This window comes from Pseudothermotoga elfii DSM 9442 = NBRC 107921 (assembly GCF_000504085.1).
Lineage (GTDB): Bacteria > Thermotogota > Thermotogae > Thermotogales > DSM-5069 > Pseudothermotoga_B > Pseudothermotoga_B elfii.
Window position 1 is genome coordinate 1,315,632 of sequence record NC_022792.1, and the last position, 16,280, is coordinate 1,331,911.

General features: G+C 37.4%; 21 protein-coding genes and 1 riboswitch. Of the genes, 13 read left to right on the forward strand and 8 right to left on the reverse strand.

The features are described 5' to 3' along the window. Nucleotide 1: 1 nt before the first annotated feature. The 12 genes from TEL01S_RS06340 to TEL01S_RS06390 all read left to right on the forward strand — a co-directional run bounded on the left by TEL01S_RS06340 (nucleotide 2) and on the right by TEL01S_RS06390 (nucleotide 8,237). Complete coding sequence (locus tag TEL01S_RS06340) at nucleotides 2-229, forward strand: AbrB/MazE/SpoVT family DNA-binding domain-containing protein (protein WP_012003269.1); 228 nt, start codon at nucleotides 2-4, stop codon at nucleotides 227-229. Then, entirely contained in the window at nucleotides 226-957 is a 732-nt protein-coding gene (locus TEL01S_RS06345; RefSeq protein WP_028843969.1) for an ABC transporter ATP-binding protein, read from the forward strand. The genes TEL01S_RS06340 and TEL01S_RS06345 overlap by 4 nt, the downstream gene beginning before the upstream one ends. Then, entirely contained in the window at nucleotides 954-1,304 is a 351-nt protein-coding gene (locus tag TEL01S_RS11190) for an ABC transporter permease (protein WP_198407816.1), read from the forward strand. Before TEL01S_RS06345 ends, TEL01S_RS11190 begins: the two co-directional genes overlap by 4 nt. Beyond that, the gene (locus tag TEL01S_RS11195) at nucleotides 1,304-1,708 is read left to right on the forward strand and encodes an ABC transporter permease (protein WP_198407828.1); all 405 of its coding nucleotides are present in this window, start codon (nucleotides 1,304-1,306) and stop codon (nucleotides 1,706-1,708) included. The genes TEL01S_RS11190 and TEL01S_RS11195 overlap by 1 nt, the downstream gene beginning before the upstream one ends. A gap of 36 nt (nucleotides 1,709-1,744) precedes the next feature. Next, nucleotides 1,745-1,912: riboswitch (cobalamin riboswitch) on the forward strand. Nucleotides 1,913-2,311: 399 nt separating this feature from the next. After that, on the forward strand, nucleotides 2,312-3,355 hold the full coding sequence (gene cobT, locus TEL01S_RS06355; protein WP_028843968.1) for a nicotinate-nucleotide--dimethylbenzimidazole phosphoribosyltransferase: 1,044 nt from the start codon (nucleotides 2,312-2,314) through the stop codon (nucleotides 3,353-3,355). Then, nucleotides 3,352-3,858 (forward strand): bifunctional adenosylcobinamide kinase/adenosylcobinamide-phosphate guanylyltransferase, encoded by a 507-nt coding sequence (locus TEL01S_RS06360; RefSeq protein WP_012003273.1) that lies wholly within the window; start codon nucleotides 3,352-3,354, stop codon nucleotides 3,856-3,858. The genes cobT and TEL01S_RS06360 overlap by 4 nt, the downstream gene beginning before the upstream one ends. Further along, nucleotides 3,855-4,496, forward strand: coding sequence for a cobamide remodeling phosphodiesterase CbiR (cbiR, locus tag TEL01S_RS06365; RefSeq protein WP_012003274.1), 642 nt, complete (start codon nucleotides 3,855-3,857; stop codon nucleotides 4,494-4,496). Before TEL01S_RS06360 ends, cbiR begins: the two co-directional genes overlap by 4 nt. Further along, complete coding sequence (locus TEL01S_RS06370) at nucleotides 4,493-5,206, forward strand: adenosylcobinamide-GDP ribazoletransferase (RefSeq protein WP_012003275.1); 714 nt, start codon at nucleotides 4,493-4,495, stop codon at nucleotides 5,204-5,206. Before cbiR ends, TEL01S_RS06370 begins: the two co-directional genes overlap by 4 nt. After that, nucleotides 5,203-6,099, forward strand: a complete 897-nt coding sequence (gene cbiB / locus TEL01S_RS06375; protein ID WP_228368999.1) for an adenosylcobinamide-phosphate synthase CbiB — start codon at nucleotides 5,203-5,205, stop codon at nucleotides 6,097-6,099. The genes TEL01S_RS06370 and cbiB overlap by 4 nt, the downstream gene beginning before the upstream one ends. Continuing rightward, nucleotides 6,096-7,145 carry an aminotransferase class I/II-fold pyridoxal phosphate-dependent enzyme gene (locus TEL01S_RS06380; protein ID WP_051366196.1) on the forward strand — a complete coding sequence of 350 codons (1,050 nt, stop codon included), beginning with the start codon at nucleotides 6,096-6,098 and terminating at the stop codon, nucleotides 7,143-7,145. Before cbiB ends, TEL01S_RS06380 begins: the two co-directional genes overlap by 4 nt. Then, nucleotides 7,117-7,626 (forward strand): cob(I)yrinic acid a,c-diamide adenosyltransferase, encoded by a 510-nt coding sequence (locus TEL01S_RS06385; protein ID WP_012003278.1) that lies wholly within the window; start codon nucleotides 7,117-7,119, stop codon nucleotides 7,624-7,626. Before TEL01S_RS06380 ends, TEL01S_RS06385 begins: the two co-directional genes overlap by 29 nt. Before the next feature lie 2 nt (nucleotides 7,627-7,628). Then, nucleotides 7,629-8,237, forward strand: coding sequence for a Dph6-related ATP pyrophosphatase (locus TEL01S_RS06390; RefSeq protein WP_051366198.1), 609 nt, complete (start codon nucleotides 7,629-7,631; stop codon nucleotides 8,235-8,237). A 17-nt stretch (nucleotides 8,238-8,254) separates the two neighbouring features. Here TEL01S_RS06390 and TEL01S_RS06395 read toward each other — a convergent pair whose 3' ends face one another. From TEL01S_RS06395 to isdE, 8 genes are all read right to left on the reverse strand, one after another. Next, a complete protein-coding gene (locus TEL01S_RS06395) occupies nucleotides 8,255-9,001 on the reverse strand; it encodes a helical backbone metal receptor (RefSeq protein WP_051366199.1) in 747 nt (248 codons plus the stop codon). A gap of 13 nt (nucleotides 9,002-9,014) precedes the next feature. Next, nucleotides 9,015-9,740, reverse strand: a complete 726-nt coding sequence (locus TEL01S_RS06400; RefSeq protein WP_028843967.1) for an SDR family oxidoreductase — start codon at nucleotides 9,738-9,740, stop codon at nucleotides 9,015-9,017. Next, a complete protein-coding gene (locus TEL01S_RS06405) occupies nucleotides 9,712-10,650 on the reverse strand; it encodes an L-lactate dehydrogenase (protein WP_028843966.1) in 939 nt (312 codons plus the stop codon). The genes TEL01S_RS06400 and TEL01S_RS06405 overlap by 29 nt, the downstream gene beginning before the upstream one ends. 61 nt (nucleotides 10,651-10,711) lie before the next feature. After that, on the reverse strand, nucleotides 10,712-11,941 hold the full coding sequence (locus TEL01S_RS06410; protein ID WP_051366200.1) for a coproporphyrinogen-III oxidase family protein: 1,230 nt from the start codon (nucleotides 11,939-11,941) through the stop codon (nucleotides 10,712-10,714). Then, nucleotides 11,931-12,458 (reverse strand): flavodoxin family protein, encoded by a 528-nt coding sequence (locus TEL01S_RS06415; protein ID WP_012003283.1) that lies wholly within the window; start codon nucleotides 12,456-12,458, stop codon nucleotides 11,931-11,933. The genes TEL01S_RS06410 and TEL01S_RS06415 overlap by 11 nt, the downstream gene beginning before the upstream one ends. A 1-nt stretch (nucleotide 12,459) precedes the next feature. Then, on the reverse strand, nucleotides 12,460-13,254 hold the full coding sequence (locus TEL01S_RS06420) for an ABC transporter ATP-binding protein (protein ID WP_012003284.1): 795 nt from the start codon (nucleotides 13,252-13,254) through the stop codon (nucleotides 12,460-12,462). After that, complete coding sequence (locus TEL01S_RS06425; RefSeq protein ID WP_012003285.1) at nucleotides 13,251-14,225, reverse strand: FecCD family ABC transporter permease; 975 nt, start codon at nucleotides 14,223-14,225, stop codon at nucleotides 13,251-13,253. Before TEL01S_RS06425 ends, TEL01S_RS06420 begins: the two co-directional genes overlap by 4 nt. A gap of 9 nt (nucleotides 14,226-14,234) precedes the next feature. Next, nucleotides 14,235-15,101 (reverse strand): heme ABC transporter substrate-binding protein IsdE, encoded by an 867-nt coding sequence (isdE, locus tag TEL01S_RS06430; RefSeq protein WP_012003286.1) that lies wholly within the window; start codon nucleotides 15,099-15,101, stop codon nucleotides 14,235-14,237. 308 nt (nucleotides 15,102-15,409) lie between these two features. Between isdE and TEL01S_RS06435 the strand changes: the two genes are divergently transcribed. Further along, nucleotides 15,410-16,279 (forward strand): DMT family transporter, encoded by an 870-nt coding sequence (locus TEL01S_RS06435; protein WP_028843964.1) that lies wholly within the window; start codon nucleotides 15,410-15,412, stop codon nucleotides 16,277-16,279. The last annotated feature ends 1 nt before the right edge of the window (nucleotide 16,280 follow it).

Genomic DNA, 16,280 nt, shown 5'->3' on the forward strand with positions numbered 1-16,280 from the left:
TATGGAAAAACCTCAGGGAAAACATATCTTTGGCATGGTAAAAGTTGGCCCTAAAGGACAAATTGTTATTCCTAAAAAAGCAAGAGATATTTTTGGAATCAAGCCAGGAGATCTTCTAATGGTAGTTGGCGATGAGAAAAGTGGTATAGCTATCATCACTGATGAAAAACTTACCCGCATGTTTGAAGAAATTATATCAAGAGAAGAGTTGCGGGAGGAGAAAATATGAAAGCCATTGAAACCTTCGATCTCACAAAAGTTTATGATGGAAAAATTGCCGTGGATTCACTAAATCTATCGATAGATCAGGGTGAACTTTTTGCTTTACTCGGCATCAATGGAGCTGGTAAGACAACTACCATTAAAATGCTTTCTTGCCTTATCACTCCAACAAAAGGAGATGCACGAATCCTTGGAGATAGTGTTGTTTCAAATTCTCAATCTGTGAAAAAAAAGATAAGTCTTTCTCCTCAGGAAGATGCTGTTGCACCAAATCTCACTGTTAAAGAAAACCTTGAATTGATTGCGCGTATTTACGGTTTCGAAAAAAAGGAAGCAAGAATTAAAACAGAAAAAATGATAGATCTTTTCAATCTTGAAGAAGTAGCAACTTCAAAAAGCAAAACATTATCTGGTGGGATGAAGAGGCGTTTGAGCATTGCAATGGCTTTAATACCAGATCCACAGGTGCTATTTCTTGATGAACCGACCCTCGGTGTTGATGTTATAGCAAGGCGTGAATTGTGGAATATCATTAAAAAACTCAAAAGAAGAATTACGATGATTCTAACAACACATTATATGGAAGAAGCAGAATCATTAGCCGATAAGATAGGAATAATAGTCAAAGGAAAGCTGAAAGCAGAGGGAACAGCTGCACAATTAATGCAACTTGCTGGTGCACAAAAATTTGAAGATGGTTTCGTAAAACTCGCAACTGAGGAGGGGGCAGCATGAAATTTCTGGTGCTTTCATCACGAAACTCAAAAGAAATTTTGAGAGATCCCATTAATTTATTCTTTGGAGTTGGTTTTCCCATTATCCTGCTGCTTCTTCTTTCGGCAATTCAGTTGAATGTCCCAACAAATTTGTTTCACATAAATAACCTGTCACCAGGTATAGTAATTTTTGGTCTTTCCTTTTTTTCATTGTTTTCAGGAACATTGATAGCCAAAGACAGAGCCAGTTCTTTCATGATGCGTCTGTTTGCATCGCCACTCACATCAACTGACTTTATCGTCGGATATACATTTCCTTTTGTTCCTATAGCATTTATTCAGGTTTTAATAACCTTTAGGTTTTAATAACCTTTACCTCATCCGTATTTTTTGGATTTCGATTTAACCTCAATACTTTATTTGCACTATTTACTGTCATCCCTACAATATTTCTTTATATAGATATAGGAATTGGATTGCTCGCAGGTAGTATCTTCAACGACAAACAGGTTGGGGCTGTCTGTGGCGCTTTATTGACAAACATCAGTGCATGGTTGAGTGGCGTGTGGTTCGATATAAAATTACTCGGGAAAACATTTGAGAACATCGCAAACTTTTTGCCGTTTGTCCATGCTGTTGAAGCTTCCAGAGCAGCTGTTCATGGTAATTATTCTTCAGCGTTTTCCAATTTGTGGTGGGTAACAGTTTATACTCTTGTCATATTTATAGTAGCTATCCTTGTGTTTAAGGAAAAGATGAAGAATATCTGATAGAATACTCAGATACTGTGATAAAATAAATACAAAGAATATTTTACTGCTCAATGTCAAGGGAACACCGGTGAGATTCCGGGGCTGCCCAGCAACCGTGAGCGGGGACGAAAGCCACATCAAAAGCCACTGGCTTATGCCGGGAAGGCGTGGTAAGTAGGAGGATCCGCAAGCCGGGAGACCTGCTTTGAGTAGAGTTTTTTCCCGAAAGCTCGGGCTTTACGGGAAAATATTTTTTACCATGACACTTCAAAGATGGGGTGAAGAAGTCAACTACCCACCGCTTGTAGAAGCGGGGGCTTGAAAAGCTTAGTTGACTACCCTCAGCCACATAAGTGGCTACGTTAGACAGGTACACCCTGTGATGCTGCTCAAGTTCCAGGCTCTGTCGTGCAGGTCTAAACAGTCCTGAGGGGTAGGGACAGTGATCTGCACATAACAAGCCTGTCTAACATCGGGGATGAGCAATTAGCAGGGATAATCCCTGAGTTATCGTCAAAAGACGATTGGAAGTGATTGTGTGGTTTATGTAATTTCATTGGAAAGGAGGGAACAGCGCATTCCTTTCCATCTTGAAGAAGATGGAGTCTCCTGCGCTGGTTTATGATGAATATCGAAGAAGAATTTTTAAAACAGCAAATACTTGAGCGATTAAACAATTTAACAAAACCAATCAAAAGCCTTGGTTATCTTGAAGACATCGTTTTGAAAATTGGACTCATTCAAGGAAAAATTATCCCTGATTTACCGAAAGATAAACGAGTCTATATCTTTGCTGCTGATCACGGTGTTGCAGCAAATGGAGTTTCGGCTTACCCAAAACAGGTAACTTACCAAATGGTCCTTAATTTTCTCAATGGAGGGGCGGCAATTAATGTTTTTTCAAGACATGTTGGAGCCAAAGTTTATGTTGTTGACGCAGGAATTGACGGAGATTTTGACGTTAAAAATGATTACTTTATAAACGCAAAGATTGGCTACGGAACAAATGATTTTACAAAAGGACCGGCAATGAGCAGAGAACAGGCGGAAAAATGCATCGAATATGGCAGAAAAATAGCAAAGGAAGCTATTGAAAGTGGGGCTGACCTTTTGGTTGTGGGGGATATGGGAATAGGAAACACGACAACCGCCTCAGCCATTGCGGTATCGTTTGGTTTTGACATAGACGAAATATTAGATATTGGAACTTTCATTGATAAAGATGGGTTAAAAAGAAAAAGAAAAGCTATACAGAAAGCCATAGAAATAAATAATCCTGATAAAAATGATCCCGTAGATGTACTTGCAAAAGTTGGGGGGTTCTGTTTTGGGCAGATGGCTGGATTCATTCTCAAATCAGCTGAGGAAAAAATTCCTGTTTTGATCGACGGTTTTCCCACAACTGCTGGTTTATTGCTTGCATGGAATATGGATCATAATGTGCTCAGGTATGTGTTTGCGGGCCATAGATCGATGGTAAAAGGTCATAAAGTGATACTTGACGCGCTCAATCTCAGGCCAATTCTCGATCTTAATATGCGACTTGGAGAAGGCACAGGTGCCGTCCTGTCGATTCCAATAATTGAAGCTGCAATAAAGATGATCGGGGAAATGTCTACTTTTGAAAGTGCCGGGGTTTCAAAAGGAGTAGATCAGGTAAAATGATTACTTTGATAACAGGTGGTATGAAATGTGGGAAAAGCTCGTTTGCACTGAAATATATACTGAGTAAAAATTATAAAAACCGGGCATTTCTGGCAACAGCTGTTCCTTTTGACGAAGACATGAGAAGAAAAATCGAAAAACATCGAATAGAACGAGGAAATTTATTTGAAACATTTGAAGAACCGCTTAACATTGCAGGAACTCTCAAAAAAATTGACGAAAATTACGAGGTTATTTTGTTCGAATGCCTTACAACATACTTAGGAAATCTCTACTATTACAATGTCGATGTTGAAAAATATGTTTCCGATTTTGTCGGTGTAATCAGTTCAATGAAATCAGACATTGTTATAGTTACCAACGAAGTGGGATGGTCAATAGTGCCTGAAAATAATCTTGCCAGAAAATATGCTGAAACATTAGGAAAAATAAACTCAAAAATAGCATCTTTCTCAGATAGAGTGTATGTAGTTATTTCAGGAATTTCGGTGAGAATCAAATGAAAAGAATGATTGGGACAACTTCATGGCTTTTTCCCGGAACTTATTATGAAAATGCACGGCTCGTGGCACAGAATGTTGATTTTGTTGAACTACTTGTTTACACATGGGATGAAGAAACACAAAATATCATCGATGTAGAGATCGATAAATTGAATAACCTGACAGAAAAATATGGTCTTCTTTATACAGTGCACCTACCTACAGATAAAATAGAAAATGTTTTCAGTGCGTACAGGTATTTTACTATCTCGAAATTAAAAATAGTGAATTATGTGCTTCATCCTATCGAAGGAGTTGAAGTGTTTCTGTCTTTGAATGGATCAAACATGTCTCTGGAAAACCTTAAAGAAAAAATAGTCTACCACGAAAAAATGACATTTGACGTAGGACATCACTTACTGGGGAAAAAATTTGACACGGGATTTTTAAAAAATGTCAATGAAATACATTTGATGGGAGTTTCCCAACAGAAAGACCATCTCAGAGTAAACGAGGAAACCTTGATAAAGATATCAAAAATTTTTGGAGATTCAATCGAAAAAATTCGGTTGTGGTGCATCGAGGTTTTTGACATAAACGATATGCTTGAATCTCTCTCGCTGGTTAAAAGCTTTCTCAATAGGTGGGAAATCAAATGATGAATGATTTTCTAACGGCTCTCTCTTTTATCTCGAGATTGCCGGTCAAACTCAACAATACCGAAAATTTTGAAACAAACATAAAAAAAGCACCTTCTTATTTTACCCTGGTTGGGTACATTCCAGGCTTTATCTATTTTTTCACCTCACTATGGAGTGAGAACATCTTTATAAGAATAGCCGGGATTGCAGCTGGATTTTACCTGTTTGACCTTTTCCATTTTGATGGACTCTTAGATATGCTCGATGGATTTTTGAATCAATCAGACAAAGAAAAAAGGCTTCTAATTATGTCTAAAGGAAATGTTGGTCCATTCGCGGTTTTTTATGGAACCCTTTATGTCATAGCATTTTATAATTTATTTTCTCATCTGGATCCGACAGACTTCTTATTTGGTTCAGTTTTTGGCAGATATTCTATGAGTATACTGATATCTATCTCAAAACCAGCCAAAAATACAGGCCTTGGTGCCATGTTTTTTCCTGCTTACAAATACACTCCCTTGATAGCTGCCTTGTTTTCAGCTCCAATGCTCTGCCTGGGGTGTGTAAAATTTATTCTGTCTTTCCTTGTATCATTTCTGACTGCGATATTTGTAAAAATAATATCAGAAAAAAAGATCTCTGGAATAACTGGAGACGTAATCGGCGGTACATCTTTGTTGTCACAAATGTTTATATTGCTTTCAATAGCTGGTGTTGAATTGTGAGTAGACTATTAATGTTGATTTTTGCGGTATTTGTTGATATTCTCCTTGGAGAGTACCCGAATATAATTCATCCAGTTGCTTACATGGGAAAGATAGGTAAGCTTTTCGATAAATACGTTAACAACAAAGGGCAAAGCAAATCTACCAGATTTTTATCTGGCCTCTGTGCTGAAATGATTGAAATATCTGTATGGTGCTGCATGTTAATTTTTTTGAGGATATCGCTTAAATCAAAAATAATAGAATATGTAATATTAACCTGTTTACTCAAAGCGACATTTTCTATTCGTGGCTTGTACGAACATGTTAGAAAATGTTCCACAGACAATATTGCAAAATTGCGAAAATCTGTTTCGATGATTGTCAGCAGAGGTACAGAAAAACTTGACAAGCCACATCTTTATTCTGCTGCTATAGAGAGCCTTTCTGAAAACATTTCTGACAGCATAACCGCCCCACTGTTTTATTATATTCTTTTCGGTCTTGATGGTGCGTTGATTTATAGAATTGCGAATACATACGATGCACTTTTTGGCTACCATTCTGAAAAATATGAGTGGTTTGGAAAGTTCTGTGCAAGATTAGACGATGCTTTAAATTTTATTCCAGCTCGCATCACAGCATTCCTTATCCTGTTATTCAGCCCAAAAAACGCGTGGAAATATATCAAAAAATACGGTTCTATAAAAATCAACGCTACTTACCCCATGAGCGCATTCGCAGGTGTTTTACAGATAGGTATTGAAAAAATAGGTTATTACAGATTTGATGGGCAATTACCTCAAAAAGAAGATTTAAAAAGGGCACTGATTCTTTATATTAAGGTTGTAAGTTTGATTTTGATAATTGCTGTATTAATTCTGATACTGAAGTTATTGGGTGATCGGGCATGAAGATTTTTCATGGCGGTATCAACAGAGAAGAGTTTACAGATTTTTCCATATCGGTCAACCCTATAAAACCGCCATTTTTTGAAAAATTGTTTTCAAACAAACTTGTCGAATATTGTGGAAAATATACTTATATTGAACAGCTCGAAGAAAAATTTGCAAAGCGTTATGGTGAAAACACAGTAATTCTGGCTGGTGCAACTGAAGCTCTTCAGATCATAGGATTTACCTTGATGGAAGATTCAGAAGTAATTATACCAATCCCAAGTTACGGCGAGTATGCGCGAATAGCATCATTCAAAGCACACAGGATTCATTTCGTTGATATTCTGGATTATAAAAACAGAAAACTGGATTACAGCATCCTTGAAAACTACATAAAAGATTTAAAAAGAAAAAACAGATCGGGGAAAAACACAGTTATTATCCTGGGAAACCCCAATAATCCTACGGGATATTATGAGAAGAATATTGCTTCATTTGTTGACCGTAATATAGACGAAAGAACAACCTTAGTGATAGACGAAGCATTTGTGGATTTTATTCCGGAAAAGGATAGAGTAGATTTGTCTGATTTTGAAAACACCATTTTGATCAGAACATTTACAAAATTTTATTCAATACCCGGTATTAGAGCTGGATATGTAAAGAGCAAGAACTTCAAAAGTTTATTCGAATCTTATCGCTCTCCATGGGCTGTCGGAGCGATGGGATATTTGTTTCTGGAAACACTGTTGAGAGAAGATATATATGCGTTGAATCGCTTTGAAAAAAACACGGTTGAATATACAGAAAGGGAAAGAAAAAAATTCGAAGATTTTACTTATTTCATATCAAACACAAACTATTTTGTTGCCGAAATAGGCGATGTCGAAAAATTCCTTCAAATTCTTCATCACAATAAAATGCACGTACGAACAATGTATGATTTCAAGATGCCAAAATTTGTCAGGATTGGATTGAAAGATGAGCAATCAAACGAAAAACTGTTAAACCTTTTGAGAGATTGGAGGGAATCTTATGGGTTACATTCACGTTTATACCGGTAATGGAAAAGGCAAAACAACAGCGGCATTTGGCCTTGCTATCAGGGCGGCCTGTGCAGGGAAGAGTGTCTACATTGCCCAGTTTGTTAAGGGTATGAAGTACAGCGAGCTTGATGTATCAAAGTATATTCCAAACATCGTTGTTGAACAGCATGGAAGAAACTGTTTTATAGTAAATACCCCCACACAAGAAGATATAGATCTTGCCAGAAAAGGCTTTGAAAAAGTTTCAAAGTACATTATGGAAGGAACTTTCGATGTGATCGTACTTGATGAAATCAATATCGCTGTATATTATAAATTGATCACAGTCGATGAAGTACTTCAAGTACTTAGAAATCGTCATGAAAAACCTGAGATTATACTGACAGGTCGTTATGCACCAGAGGAATTTGTAGAATACGCAGATCTGGTTTCTGAAATCCTTGAAATAAAACACTATTATCAAAAAGGAGTAACAGCGAGAAAGGGTATAGAATTTTAACCATGTTCTACAACGGTGATTTTGAGACACCAGGTATTGTTTTCTCATCCTGGAGTGGAGGGAAAGACAGTGCCCTTGCATTTTACAAGGCGAAACAATATTTTAGACGTGTAGATTACATTTTCACCATGTTTGATGAAACATGCAAAAGAACAAGATCACATGGTTTAAAAAAACAAATCATAGAAACTCAGGCAAAAAGTATGGGAGTAAAATTTCTTTGTGGGTGTGCTGGCTGGGAAAACTATGAAGAGGTATTCACTGGGGTTCTCGAAAAACACTTCAAGGGCGGGGTAGGTGTTTTCGGAGATATAGATATTCAGGAACATCTCAACTGGGTAATAAAAGTATGTTCACGCGTAGATGTTAAAGTTTTTGAACCGCTCTGGAAGATGAACAGAAAAGAAATAATAGAAGAATTCATCTCCCTCGGTTTTAAAGCGAAGGTCGTAACAGTGAAAAAAGGTTATGAAGAACTACTCGGAAGGGAAATAGATCATGATTTTATCGATCTTGCCAGCGAACTGGGGATAGATATTTGCGGAGAAAACGGAGAATATCATACGATCGTTTACGATGGTCCGGGATTTAAAGATCGGATAGATATTTAATAGTTTTTCAGTTTTAATCAGCACAATTGATTGCTCAGCCATGCTATCGTTTCAATAACCGATGGACCATCGTGAATGATATTTTTTCCTCTCTCGATATTCATCTTGATCACTTTTTTAAACCAATTCCAATTTCTCGTTTTCAAAAGTTCTTCCACATCAACAGGAAAATCTGGTTCATGGAAAAAAATTCCAAATTCTGGTTTAATAATTTCGACAACTTCCAAATCGGGTTCTATGTAGCTCTCGCATCTGCTTGAGAAAATATTTTTACCACCTGAGAAATAAATAATATCGTCTATGAAAGTCAGCCCACCTATCGTTCTGACATGTTTTCCCAGCCACAATTCAACATAAACAGATTGATGTTGTTTTTTCCTTAACGATCCCAAATGCCAGAGTTTTTCTTGATGATGGTAAACCATTTCCTTCGCTTCTTTCAATTTGCCTGTTAACCCCCCCAGAGAAATAATATTTTCCCATATTCCATTGATAGATCTCGGTAAAGGTAAAACAAAAACTGGAAAACCTTCCTTTTTGAGCTCTTCTGATAACCTTTCCTGAATACCGCTTGTGAGTAAAATTAAATCGGGATTCAGGTTCCTGAGTTTTCTTTTGTCCACAAATATATAATCTCCTACAACTTCCGCTTTTAAATCTTTCACATATCTTGAACAGTACTTTGAAACCCCCACGACCTGATCGCCAGCGCCTATCTCGAAAAGTACTTCAGTAAACCCGCTTACCATACTTACAATCCTCATCGTTTTACACTCCTTAAATATATATCATCTTTCTGGTCATGCCTCCATCAACCACAAAATACTGGCCAGTTATAAAACCACTTCTGTCTTCATCTGCCAAAAAAAGAACCAAGTTGGCTATATCTTCAATTGTGCCCGCTCTGCCTGTGAGATGTTGCTGATGCTCCTGCTGGCTGATGTTTTCGTTTTCGTGCAAAATCCAACCAGGACATATAGCGTTAACCCTGACATTCGGCCCAAGAGAATTCGCCAGTGCGTGAGTCAACCCAATTATGCCGGCTTTCGAGGCACTATATGCTTCGTTACCGGGTTCAGACATCAGCGCTCTGGTAGAAGAGATATTTATGATCGCACCTCTGCCGGGATTTTCCAGTATCAGAGGTGTGCCGAAACGTGCCATTAAGAAATAACCCGTTAGATTAATATCAATAACCCGTCTCCACTCAGCTGCAGTAAGTTGCAAAAAATTCTTGAACCCACCAATTGCCGCATTGTTAACAATGACATCAAGTCTGCCAAATTTCACTTTTAATTGACTATAGAATTCCTTCACCACACATTCGTCTGAAACATCACCTGGATAGAGAAAAACACCATTTTTGGCAGGAAAGTCATTAAGTGCCTGTTCATCTACATCAATAATACCCACCATCCAGCCATTGTTTAAAAAATTGAGCGCTATTCCCTTGCCAATATTTTTAGCCCCACCACTAATTACTGCTACTCTCTTCTCTTTCACTTTTTTCACCTTCTTTGATATATTTTTTTATAACCTCCTTTGACCTTTCGAAAGCTTCTTTTTCCACACTGTTTAGTTTAACAGGCACAAGCTTTTCTACTCCATTTTTTCCCAAAATGGCTGGGAAGCCTATATAAAGATTGTCCTGAAAAACCGAAACAGTCCAAACACGTTTTTCATCTCTGTATATGCTTTCAACCAGTGCAGCTGTAGCAGTCCCAATGGCAAGGTTTGTGGCGCCTTTTTTCTCTATGATCTCATATGCCGCATTCTTCGTCTGTTCAAAAAGTGACTCTAATGGTGTGCAGTTTTTATTTGTGCAGAACTGGCAAAATCTTTTTATGCTTACACCGCCAATAGTCGCATTGCTCCATACAAGCAATTCACTGTCGCCATGCTCTCCTATTATATAAGCATGGACACTCATTGGTGATACGCCGCATTGCTTGGCAACAAGAGCCCTGAATCTGGCCGTGTCCAGAATTGTTCCGGTACCTATGACTTTGCGCCAATTAAATTTTGTCTCTTTCCATAAAACGTATGAAAGAACATCGACAGGGTTTGAAACATTTATAACAATAGCATCTGGCGAATATTTCTTTATCTGAGCAGCTATTTGCCTGATAATTTTTACATTTCTTTTTGTCAAAGACAGGCGGCTCTCACCTGCAGATTGAGATGCGCCTGCTGTTATGATTACAAAATCGCTGTTTAAAATATCATGAGGATTACCTGCAATTATATTGCATCTTTTGAGAAACGGTGTGCTGTGATAAAGATCGAGGACCTCACCTTCTGCCCTTTTGATATCAATATCCACTATTACCATCTCATCGGCAATCTTTGTATGCAATAGCGAATATGCAATACTTATACCAACACGCCCGGCACCAAAAATAGATACTTTCATGAACTCACCTCAACATCTCAGATGTAAACCATTACATTTCACGCAGCTAACCAATCATATATTACCTCACGTTTACCGTAATCGATTCTAAAACTATCTCCGAAATTCGCCGAGAAATATTATTGCCCCAGTAAAATCCTCTATCAGTTAGAATCAATGAATCACCTGAAAATACTGCCAAACCACTTGAGGTTAAATACTGCATAAAATGCTTAATTTTATCATTTTTTTGCAACAACGCATTTTTCAAAGGTATTTTTCCATGCTGAATAGCTCCTTTTAGGATAACGAATTCTTTGTATATTGGATGCATTTCCACGACTTTTCGAGAATTAAAATTCTTAACTGATTCTTCATAAGCTTGTATTGCAACCGGATTCATAATCAAAGCATTTCCAAAATTACCCCCAGCACCGGCACCAAGTGGAAGAGTATCTTCACCATTATTTCTGTTCACTATGTATTTATATTTGTCCCTTTTAACCATCTTTGTGAGTTCCAGAAAATCATACCCATTGTCCCGGCTCATTTTTAAAATGCACATGAAATTTTTGAGGTCTGTTTCTTCTGAAACTTCTTTTTTTATCTTACTCGCCGGCATATTCATTAGAGAATACATCGAAAAACCATCCAGATCAAGTTCATAAATTGTTCTTAGATCCTTTCTCAATTCCTCGAGAGATTGACCAGGATAAGAATAGATTATGTCTATATTCACACTTGCAAAATTCATCCTTTTCAAAAATTGCAACCTTTCTTTCACCCACTCTCCCGATCCCCTGCGGTTGAAAATTTTTCTGCCCATATCTGAAAAAGTCTGAACGCCTATGCTAAATCTATTTACGCCTGTTTGTTTGAAAAGTTCTATTTTATCGTCGCTGAGCTCAGTTACGCTTGTCTCGATAGTAATTTCTGCATCAGGAGTCAGATTGAAATTATCTTTTACAGCGACTATTATTTCCCTTAGGGCATCAGATCTAAGAGTAGTAGGTGTTCCTCCGCCAAAATAAACAGCATCAAATGTTGATTTTTCAATATAACTGAATTTACTGTACATTTGTATTTCTTTCAAAATCAATCTGTGATAATCTTCTGGAGGGGCCACTTGAGACCTGTTCATAGAACAAAAAGTGCACGTCTTTAAACAAAACGGTACGTGTATATATATGACAGACTTCTTACCTTCAAGATTCTGATCGTTTAAATAATCATGCAAATATATATGCCTCTTTACCAGATTATCTGTTTCTGCCATCGCACCGTGGTGCGATTTTATTCTTTTACTGTACATAGAGTTCCACCGGCCTGGAAAACACTTCTTGGGCTTTCCTTATATCTTCTTCATCAGGATGTTTTGCTGCCATTTCATAACCTCTCAGTTTTTCTTCAGTCAATGCATGAGGATGATCTGGTGGGAGTGTCTTAAAAAAATTGATGAGTTTTTCACTTATCTTACCCTGACATATGAATTTAGCTATAACAATGTTTCTGTTTTCTTCTATTTTTTCAACACATCTCTGGAGTGCTCCCTTGGCATGCTGGGAATCTGGATATGCACCAAGCGTGACAAACAAGCCTACTTTTTTATTTTTTATCATCTTCATAAAATCTAATGCTTCCTTATTTGGCATTCCTTTATCTACCCAGCATCCAACTATTACAATATCAAACCGATCTATGAAATCTTTACTGTGTATTTCATTCATGGCAAGATACGTTGTTTCATATTTTTTCAGTACTTTATGTATTCCATCAGCTACTTTTTTAGTATTTCCCGTGAGACTTGAATAAGTCAGTAAAATTTTCATTCTATCTCTCCTCCCGAAAAGCTCTTTTAAAAAGCAATTGTATGATCTTATCGCCGCTGTGACGTATAAATATTTTTTCCGCTTCTACCCCATACACCTCTCTGATTAACTCTGGAGTGATTATCTCTCCGGGATCTCCCTTAGCTACAATTTCGCCGGAGTTCATGACTATAATCCGGTGACTGTATCTGATAGCCTGATTTAAATCATGCAGCACCATAACTACTGTTAATTTGCAATCTGCATTTATTTTCTTGATTAATTCGAGTATTTCTATCTGATACCTGATATCAAGAAACGTCGTTGGTTCGTCCAAAAGAAGAATTCCAGTGCTCTGCACCAGCCCCATGGCTATCCATGCTCTTTGCCTTTCGCCACCAGATAATTGCGAAACATATCTGTCGGAAAGGTGGTTCATGTTTGTCACCCTCAACGCCCAATCTACAACCCCTGCATCGTCATCATTAAGCAATTCAAAGTATTTCTTATGAGGATTTCTACCGAACTGAACCAATTCTTTAACAGTAATATCTTCTGGGGCATAATTTTGCTGAAAAACTATCGCGAGCTTCTTTGCTATCTCTTTTCTACTTATTTTGAAAATATCGCTTCCCTCAATAACAACATTTCCCGTATGAGGTTTGTACAATCCAGCAATAAGGTTCAACAAAGTTGATTTTCCTGATCCATTGGGCCCAATAATACTGGTTATTTTAGCTTTCTCGATAAGTAATTCTATCTGGTTTATAAAAGGCTTGCCATTATACGCAAATGAGAGATTGCTCAGTTGAATCATTTGTGCATCCTCCTTCTAAGGAGATATAAGAAAAATGGCCCTCCGAAAACAGACATTGTTATCCCGACAGGTATTTCGTAAGGTTTTGTGATAGTTCTTGAAAGAGTATCAGCCAGGACCAATACAGAACTTCCCATAAACATACTGAATGGTATCAAATATTTGTGGTTGGATCCTATGATCATTCTACTTATGTGAGGAACAACAAGCCCGATGAACCCTATTATTCCAACAACACTTGTTGAAAGTGACGCCAAGAAAACTGCAACCAAAGATATTATGATTCTCGCTCTGTTTATGTTAGTTCCAAGGCTAACAGCATTTCTATCGCCAAGAGATATTAAATTGCATGCCTTAGCAAGTAATATCGATAAAATAAGTATTGGTGGTGAATATACAGAAAGAATTGCCACATGTTTCCAGCTTCTTCCTGAAATATTGCCATTTAACCACATCAGCACTCCTGATATTTTTTCTGAATTCAATATTGCAAGCATAGAAGAGATAGCACCCAAAAAGGCATTAACTGCAACACCTGCTAAGACAACCCTTACAGGAGTCAATCCCTTTTTCCAGGCAAGCAGGTAAACTGTCACGGCTGCAACAAGCCCGCCGAGAAAGCTCGCAACAGGTAAAAGATAATAATGGTCTGGAAGATACAGCATTATCAAAATAGCCATTATGCTTGCCCCAGAAGAGACACCTGTTATTCCTGGATCAACAAGTGGGTTTTGCATCACAGATTGCAGCAAAACCCCCGATACTGCCAAATTTGCTCCAACAATTGCTGCAATAACGATTCTTGGCAATCTTAAATAGCAGATTATCGGCCAATTTTCAGAATCTCTACCAGAAAAAATTTCTCCGAGTGATATTCTGATTGTTCCTGCAATGAGTGACACAAAAATGGAAATTCCTAACACAGATAGTAGAATGACAAAAGCTATATATCTTATCCTAAAGCGATCCATGAATACTCCTCACTCAAACAAAAGCTCCGCAAGTATTTCCAGAGCTTCTATTGAACGCAAATTTGCAGATACTCCAAAGTAATTGCTGTCAAGATCAAAAACATTCCCCTTTTTCACTGCTTCAAAACTTTGCCATATTTTATTTTCCTTAAATTCTTTTTCGAACATTTTCCAGACGGCTTCAGGACTTGCATGACAAAATCTTAAAATATAATCAGGTTGTTTCAAAATAAGGGATTCGAGATTTATTGGAACGTACGCTGAAGGAGAAGTTACAACATTTTTTGCTCCTAATTTTTTAACAAGTGAACCAACAAAAGAATGCTCAGTTGCTAACATAAAGCTTCCAGGGGCACCAAAAATAATCATAACTGTCGGTTTTCGCTTTGTGGTTATCTTGCTCAATATCTTTGCTTCTCTTTTTTTAATGTCATCTAATATCTGGTTTGCCTCATTTTCTTTTCCTACAAGACTACCAATTTCTAAAATTGCTGTTTTGAGATCATCCAGTGAACTCAGTTTCACAAATTTGAATTTTATTCCACTTTCCTCGAGTTTGGGTTTTATCGAATTTTCTAATGAATCGTCAGAAATATAAATATCCGGCTTCAACGACAAAATCACTTCAAAATCTGGATTCATTGGACTTCCGATTCTCGGCAAATCTTTATACCCCTGCGGCAGTTCATAGCCCGTTGTTGGAATGGCAATAACTTCTGCATGTAACTGATAGAGAATTTCTGCTACAGAAACTGTGCCTGCAATAATTCTCATTGGCCTATCGGATGAAGTTGTGCTTGTAAAAACAGAAACATTTATTAAGAAAATAAATGTCACGGCAAAAGCTTTCACCAAGATCGATAAATTCTTTTTCATTATCAACCCTCCTTCAAAACTGTTAATCAAAGTAAGCCACTGGTGAATCAATATCATCTTTACATTTATCGCCCCCTTATATATAGCTCTATCTATATAATATAGCTTAGGCTATATATTGTCAACATTGAAAGTAAAGTTACCAAAACACTTTCAACAAAGGATTTTCTTCAATGTGCCCCGAGTTACTCGAGTGCTGTATTAAATTATCAAAAGCATGAAAACAGTATTTTTGATTCAGCAACATCTTAAAATAAAATACGATTACAGAATTTTTCGGGTGCACAGTTAGATCAAGGAGGTCCTGTATGCAGCTAAAAGTCATTTTTGCAGGCATTCTTGTGTCAATCATTTTTGGATTCTCATTTCTGTTCACGAAAAACGCTCTTGATTATGTCTCGCCGCTAACTTTTCTTTCCTACAGATTTTGTATTGCTTTCTTATTTTTTATGATATTGCTGGTATCTGGTGTGATCAAACTCGGGAAAAAACCATACTGGAAACTTTTCGCACTGATATTATTTCAACCGGTGCTTTACTTCATTTTCGAAACATACGGCGTTCAAAGAATTAATTCCTCTGAAGCCGGGATGATCATCGCACTTATTCCAGTTGTTGTAAACGTTCTGGCTGCATTTATGTTGAAAGAAAAAGGCGACCTGTTTCACTATATACTTGTAGGGGCAGGCTTTCTGGGTGTTGTATTGATAATAGGTTTTGACCTTTCAAAAGGAACGCTTCTTGGAAAGATATTCATGTTTTTTGCCGTGTTATCAGGCGCACTGTACAGTATCTATTCAAGAAAATTCTCGAAACAATTTTCACCCGAGGAAATAACCTTTTTCATGATGATGACAGGCGCTATTTTTTTCACACTCATGAGCATTATGAAAGGTGAGTTTGAAATACAGTTCAACATCCAGACAATAAGCTCAGGGATTTATCTGGGTATATTGTCTTCGGCTGGAGCATTTTTCCTTCTGAATTACATGATCAACAAAGCTTCTCCAATTGTAACCACGCTTTTTTCAAACCTCACAACTGTTATTTCCGTTATAGCAGGTATAGCCTTTAGAAATGAGATGGTTGGACTACAACAAATTCTTGGTATGCTTTTGATAATTTCCTCACTTCTGGTTACAACTATCAGAAGACAAAAAGTTTCGCCTTCCGGTTGAA